General features: G+C 52.7%; 5 protein-coding genes. All 5 read right to left on the bottom strand.

Going from position 1 to position 6,980, the window contains the following annotated elements:
• Window positions 1-1,097: UDP-N-acetylglucosamine 1-carboxyvinyltransferase (locus HMPREF1548_RS23265; protein WP_021639113.1), on the bottom strand; the 1,097-nt coding region annotated here is incomplete at its 3' end.
• Between the two features lie 273 nt (window positions 1,098-1,370).
• Window positions 1,371-2,525 (bottom strand): FtsW/RodA/SpoVE family cell cycle protein, encoded by a 1,155-nt coding sequence (locus HMPREF1548_RS23260; RefSeq protein ID WP_021639112.1) that lies wholly within the window; start codon window positions 2,523-2,525, stop codon window positions 1,371-1,373.
• A 4-nt stretch (window positions 2,526-2,529) separates the two neighbouring features.
• The gene (gene murD, locus HMPREF1548_RS23255) at window positions 2,530-3,891 is read right to left on the bottom strand and encodes a UDP-N-acetylmuramoyl-L-alanine--D-glutamate ligase (protein WP_035323588.1); all 1,362 of its coding nucleotides are present in this window, start codon (window positions 3,889-3,891) and stop codon (window positions 2,530-2,532) included.
• 266 nt (window positions 3,892-4,157) lie between these two features.
• On the bottom strand, window positions 4,158-5,114 hold the full coding sequence (mraY, locus tag HMPREF1548_RS23250) for a phospho-N-acetylmuramoyl-pentapeptide-transferase (protein ID WP_021639109.1): 957 nt from the start codon (window positions 5,112-5,114) through the stop codon (window positions 4,158-4,160).
• Between the two features lie 37 nt (window positions 5,115-5,151).
• Window positions 5,152-6,906, bottom strand: a complete 1,755-nt coding sequence (locus HMPREF1548_RS23245) for a peptidoglycan D,D-transpeptidase FtsI family protein (protein ID WP_021639108.1) — start codon at window positions 6,904-6,906, stop codon at window positions 5,152-5,154.
• Window positions 6,907-6,980 lie beyond the last annotated feature (74 nt).

Below are 6,980 nucleotides of genomic sequence, written 5' to 3'. Positions count from 1 at the left end.
ACCTGTCTGCCGGTGAGCCTCCGCCCGCCGGGGATACAGGCCAGCTTGTTATCCTGCACGTCAATTTCCGTGCCCATACGGTTCAGCTCCGCCACTACCACAAAACGGTCATTAAAAATTGTTTCCTTCAGTCTGCTTTCCCCGTCTGCCAGCGCCATGGCCACCAGCAAAGGCGACTGGAGATCCGTGGGAAAACCGGGATAGCTGCCCGTTTCCACGTAACCCGGCGAAAAAAGGATTCCCCTTCGCTGTACCCACAGCCCTTCGTCCCCTCTGCGCAGGCTACAGCCCATACGTATGGCCACATCCTCCATGGCGTTCAGCTGGCCTTCCGGGGGATTTTTCATAAAAATCTCACCGCCCGTAGCCAGGCAGGCACACAGATAGGTTCCCGCCACAATCCTGTCGGAAGGGATTTCAAAGCAGCAGGGATGCAGCGCCTTGCCGCCCCTTACTGTAATACAGCCCGTCTGCTCGCCCCGGATATCTGCGCCAGCACATCGCAGGAATGCACACAGGCTGCCGATTTCCGGCTCCATGGCGCACCTTCGTATCCTGGTCACGCCCTCCGCCGCCACCGCCGCCATAACGGCGTTTTCCGTGGCGCCCACACTGGGAAACTCCAGTAAAATATCCGTTCCCCTAAGGCCTGCCGTCCAGGCCTCCAGTTCCTGATCACTGTCGCTGTAACAGGTGCCCAGACTTCTTAATGCCTTTAGATGGATATCAATCGGCCTGTCTCCTATGACACAGCCTCCCGGATAATGCAGGGATACCTCACCGGTTCTTCCCAGCATGGGCCCCATCAGCATGACGGACGAGCGCATCATCGTTACATATTCCTCCGGCAGCCGGCTCCTGCTGACTGCCGACGCATCGATGCGTACCTCATTTTTATCCCGTTCCACAAAACAGCCGATGCTTTGAAGCAGCCGGCACATATATTCCACATCCGCTATGCGGGGACAGTTCTTCAGTACACTGATCCCAGGAATCAAAAGAGCCGCTGCCATGATCGGCAGCGCCGCGTTTTTGGAACCCTGGATTGTAACTTCGCCGTACAAGGGCGCGTTTCCGCTGATATAAATAGACTTCAAATGTCCACCTTCCCGGATTTTTTCAAAACAGGTAATTGTTCAGTGCCTTCACAGTTTCTGTCAAAACTCATCCCAAATTGCCTTTGGCGGTGAATTTTGGCACTCCCGGATCGCTTTCTTACGGTCAGTGCAGCATGTGCGCCGGCCTGACTGAAAAATTACCTAAACAGAACTATTCTATCCTATGCGGAAGGTGACATAAATGTTACTGTCTATGGCTTTGCGGCCCTCCTTGCAGCGGTTTGGGCCGCCCTGTAGCGGCCTTTTTTCTTTCTACACATTTTTCAGCTTAATGCCCTTGGCCACGCTGAGGACAAGTCCGATTTCAATGAGCAGGAACATGACCGAGGAGCCACCGTAGCTGATAAACGGCAGGGAAATACCGGTGTTTGGAATGGTATTGGTTACTACGGCGATGTTCAGGATCACCTGAATGGCAATATGCCCCATCACTCCAACCACCAAAAGCGCGCCGAACAGATCCGAGGCATTGTTGGCAATTACCATGAAACGCCAGATGAGCAGCACAAAAAGCAAAATAACCGCAATGCCGCCGAACAGCCCCAGCTCTTCACAGATAATGGAAAAAATCATGTCGTTCTGCGCTTCGGGAAGGAAGCCCAGCTTCTGCATGCTCTGTCCCAGCCCCTTGCCGAAAATGCCGCCGGAGCCAATGGCATACAGCGCCTGCAGCGTCTGGAAGCCGGTACCGGAAGCATAAGCTTCCGGGTTCAGCCAGGCCAGGATGCGGCCCCCGCGGAAGCCCAGATCGCTGTGTTCCATCTGGATAATGGCGAATACCAGCGCCGCCACCGCCGCCACGCCTGCAGCTCCCATCAGCACAAACCGTTTGTAGTCCGGGCTTGCCACAAAAAGCATCAGCAGCGCAATACCGAAAATAATAATTGCGGAGCTCATGTTATTGGTAATTTTCCAGACCATCAGACAGATGGGCACGGGAATCATCAGCACCAGCCAGAAGCCCCTTCCGGTCCGGATCCCTTTTCCCATCTTACAGATGAAGCTGGCTAAAAAAAGGATCATACACAGCTTTGCGATTTCCGCAGGCTGTACGGAAAGTCCCAGATTCAGCCAGCGCCTGGCTCCATTGGCTTCAATGCCCAGGGGCGTAAGGACCAGCGCTATGAGGATGGCCGACACAAAATATCCCAGCACCGCAAACCTTTCCCAGAAGTGATAAGGGATGTTTGCCACAACAATCATTGCAACCAGCCCCATCACGGCAGCCAGCGCCTGATGCTTGAGATAATAGGCTTCATCGTATTTCAGGCTGGCCGAAAGGGACGCCTCGTAGGAGCTGGTGGAATAAACCATGATCATTCCGAAGCCCAGCAGGAACAATACGATAAACAGCAGGGTATAATCAAAAAAATATTCAGCTTGCTTTTTGTTTCTTCTGGATGCCACGCAATCACTCCTTCAATTGATTCACATATTCCTTGAACATATCTCCCCTCACCTCATAGTTGGGGAACATTCCCCAGCTGGCGCAGGCGGGTGAAAGCAGTACTGCGTCTCCGGAAACTGCATTTTTCACACAGATATCCATACATTCCTCGAATGTATCTGCGAAAACAATATTGTTGAAACCATGTTTTCTGGCACACTCCGCTATTTTTTCCTTTGTCTGTCCGATCAGGACAAGTAGCCTGACCTTTCCGTCAAAGGCCTCGATCCATTCATCATATTCGCTCTGTTTGTCATAGCCGCCCCCAATCAGTATGGTCGGCCGGTTCATGGCGCGGATTCCCTGGATGGCCGCGTCCGGGTTGGTTCCTTTGGAATCGTTGTAATAGGCGACCCCTTTTTTGGTTGCCACATATTCAATCCGGTGCTCCACCGCCTTGAAATGCTTCACTGTATTCAGTATATGCTCCATAGGCACGCCGTATGACGAAGACATAGCAATTGCCGCCATGACATTTTCCACATTATGGATTCCGAGAAGCTGCATATCGTGGATATTCATGAGCCGTTCCTCCGCTCCGCCCACGCTGCGGCAGATATCCTCTCCGTCCAGATAATACCCCTCTTCAAGCCTCCTGGCTGAAGAAAACCAGACCACCGACGCCGGGCACCGTTCCCCGAAATCCCTGGTATAAGGATCCTCATAGTTCAGCACACAGGTATCCGCCTTCGTCTGATTTTTGGTAATGGATTCCTTCACCGCCACATAATTTTCCATGGTATGATGTCGGTTCAGATGATCCGGCGTAATATTCAGGATGGCCGTCACCACCGGGTGGAAATTCTCCGTGGTTTCCAGCTGGAAGCTACTGATTTCCGCCACCGTCACACTGTCCTCCCGTGTATGCAGAGCTTCCAGCGTATAAGGCGTGCCGATATTCCCCACCACAAAAACGGAGGAATAATAATCGCTCATAATCTTTCCCGTAAGAGCCGTAGTCGTGGTCTTGCCATTGGTCCCGGTAATTGCTATCACCTTACCTTTGGAAAAAGCATAGCCCAGCTCTACCTCACCCCAAACACGCACACCCTTGTCCCTGAACTTCTCCACAAAAGGCGTATCCACCGGAACACCGGGGCTGAGCACCAGAAGCTGCGCCTCATCCGCAGCCTGATCCGGAAGCTTTCCCGTAATAACCTCCGCACGTACCCCCTCCGGCAGCTTCTTCTCCACTTCCCTCTTATCCGTACCTTCATTTTCATCAAAAAGGACAGGCACCGCCCCCACCTGAGAAAGCAGCGCCGCAGCAGCAATCCCGCTCTTCCCCGTCCCTACAATCAAAACCTTTTTTCCTTCTATATTCATCTCCACTCCCATCCGCCCGCCGCAGCAGACAAAGTCAAAATTCCCACTCCATCCCAAACCCATACACCATCAAGCTAACAATATATCCCCCATACCCCCACTCTCCAAACATACTCAACTCTTCCCCAACCGCTTCCCGCCCTTTCCTCTCGCCCTTTCTCCCGCACTCCAAGCCCCCGGAAGAATGGCCCCCCGCCATTCTTCCAGGCGGGACATAGAAGTTCTTAGGCAGCGTCCTTTGCTGCCTTAGAACTTCTTCCCGCCTTTTATATGGCGATAAGCGCCACCAGGCAAAGGATAGCCGTAACGACAGAAAAAAACGCCACAATCCTTGTTTCCGACCAGCCCCCCAGCTCAAAATGATGATGCAGGGGCGCCATCCGGAAGAGCCGCCGCCCTCCGGTCAGCTTGAAAAAAAGCACCTGGAGGATTACGGAAACCACCTCGATAAGATAAATAAACCCGATAATCGGTATAAACAGCTGAAGCTGCATCATATAGGCGGCCGCCGCCACAAAGCCCCCCAGCGCCAGGGAACCGGTATCCCCCATGAAAACGCTGGCAGGATACACATTAAACAGCAGAAATCCCAGCAGCGCCCCCGCAACAGCGCAGGTGACAGGTTCGATTCTCGTCCCCGTACCTATGGCCGCCGCCGAAAGGAAGCTTGCCGCCAGCACCGTGACACTGGCTGCCAGGCCGTCCAGGCCGTCGGTGAAATTGGCGCCGTTCACCGTTCCAATGACGATAAAAAATAAAAGGGGGATATTCAGCCAGCCCAAATCCAGCTCTTTCCCCGGCATAAAGGGAATCTTCGCCGCCAGGCTGATGTCCGTGCATTTTAACAGGTAATAGGCAAAAAGGCCTGTCACTACCAGCTGCCCCGCCATCTTTTGTATTGGGGTAAGCCCCATGGAACGCTTCAGGATTACCTTTATGTAATCATCCAGGAACCCGATCAGCCCAAACCCCAGAGTCATCAGGAGAATGGGCTTGATTTCCGGATAATCCTCCATATAAAAAAGGGAGGTTACTATCATGGCCGACAATATCAGGATTCCTCCCATCGTCGGCGTTCCGTTCTTTTTCAAATGGCTTTTGGGCCCTTCATCTCTGACGGTCTGCCCAGCCTTAAGTCTCTTTAGAAAAGGTATGATTACCGGTCCCAGAAACACGCTTACAAGAAACGAGATGAGAACCGGAAGACAAACGGATAAACTCATTTGACCTTTCCCGTGACTGTTCAGTCAGCCTTTCCTTTCAATTTGCCTGCTGCCCATCTATGCTGTAGTCCATTTTTTCCAGGTAAGGAAGGATGTTCTCAAAGAGCTGGCGGACAATCGGCGCGGACACCTGTCCTCCATAATATACCCCCTGAGGGTTGGTAATAATGGCCATGGCAAGCACCTTCGGATCATCGGCCGGGGCAAATCCAAGGAACGAGGCAATATAGCGTCCCGTACCTCTGGGCAGGGTCTGGCTCGTCGCCGTCTTGCCTCCCACCCTGTAGCCTTCCACATATCCGTTCTTACCACCTCCGTTTTCCACTACCTGTTCCAGCATATAACGCAGTTTTTCGCAGGTATCCTCCGATACGATTCCCGTGGTGACGGGATATTCGAAGGTATTCGTCACATTGCCCGTTTCATCCACCGTCCTTACGCCGAAATGGGGCGTAATGCGGTTGCCGCCGTTAATCAGCGAGGAAACCGTGGTTGCCAGCTGAATGGGCGTTATCTGGAAGGACTGGCCAAAGGATATGGTCGCCAGCTCCACCAGACCGATGTTTTCAGGCTTGTGCATGATAGTCCCGGCCTCTCCCGGCAAATCCACATTTGTTTTGGTAAGAAGCCCGAACTGGTTAAAATATCTGTAGTAATTGTCCGCTCCCAGCCTCAGCCCCACCGTAACGAATACGGGGTTGCAGGAGTTCATGGTAGCCTGGACAAAGTTTTCTGCCCCGTGACCTGAGGTTTTATGGCACCGGATCCTGCGATCCTCCACCATAATATAACCGGGGCAGCTGAAATTGTCTTCCATGGTCACCACGCCCTCCTCCAGTCCGGCGGCAGCGGTGATTATCTTGAAAATGGATCCCGGCTCATAGGTATCGTTGATACAGCCGTTCCTCCACATCCGGTTCAGCAGGTTCTGTTTTTCCTCCTCCGAAAGCCCTTCCGTCACCGTTCCCTCCGGAAGGGTAAAAGGATCATTCAGGTTAAATTCCGGCACATTGACCATGGCCAGGATTTCGCCGTTATCCGGCTTCATTACCAGAATGGAAACGCTTTCCGCCTCCTTGGCCGCCAGCGCCTGGTAAGCCAGCTGCGTGGCATACTGCTCAATATTCACATCCAGGCTGATATGCAGGTCGTCGCCGTTCACCGGCTCCACCCGGTCCTCCCCCTCCTGCGTAACCTCCACTCCTCTTGCATCGGTCACCGTCAGGATCGTTCCCGGTTCTCCCTGGAGATATTCGTCATACTTGACCTCCAACCCCACAATTCCCTGGTTGTCGCCTCCTGTAAAGCCCAGGACCTTGGAAGCAAGGCTGTCAAAGGGATAATACCTCTTATAGTCCTCATCCACCTTGACGCCGTCCAGCTGGTAATCACGGATAACATCCCCTACCGCTTTGTCCACATTGCTCTTTATTTTTTCTATGGCGGTGTATTTTTCCACGCGCTTTCTGACATATTCCTCTTCAAGCCCCAGCTCCCGGGAAAGCACCTCCACCACTTTGTCCGGATCCGTAATCTGGTTGTGGATAACGGAAATATTACATACCGTCCTGTTATCCGCCAGCACCGTTCCTGTGGCATCTATTATTCTCCCCCGCTTGGCCTTGATGTTTCTTTCCCTCTGGTGAAGCTCCTGGGCCGCCTGTGTATAGTAGGAGGACTGATATACCATCAGATAGACCAGCCTTCCGGTCAGGCCCAGAAAGGCGGCCAGGCAGAGCACAAAGGCCCAGACTGTTTTCTTTCTGTGGAATGTTTTGTTTTTCTCTTCCATTGGAAAACCTCATAAAGCGGTAATTGATACAATCTATTACCGGATTTATGAGGTTATTCCCATTTTGCTCTTCT

The organism is Clostridium sp. KLE 1755, assembly GCF_000466465.2.
Lineage (GTDB): Bacteria > Bacillota > Clostridia > Lachnospirales > Lachnospiraceae > Eisenbergiella > Eisenbergiella porci.
Note: the sequence above shows the minus strand (reverse complement) of the source record. Positions and strands in the feature narration are given on the sequence as shown.

Excerpts from the sequence above, each read along its gene's own strand:
- mraY (WP_021639109.1), bottom strand. The coding sequence starts at position 5,114 with ATGAGTTTATCCGTTTGTCTTCCGGTTCTCATCTCGTTTCTTGTAAGC.
- murD (WP_035323588.1), bottom strand. The coding sequence starts at position 3,891 with ATGAATATAGAAGGAAAAAAGGTTTTGATTGTAGGGACGGGGAAGAGC.
- HMPREF1548_RS23245 (WP_021639108.1), bottom strand. The coding sequence starts at position 6,906 with ATGGAAGAGAAAAACAAAACATTCCACAGAAAGAAAACAGTCTGGGCC.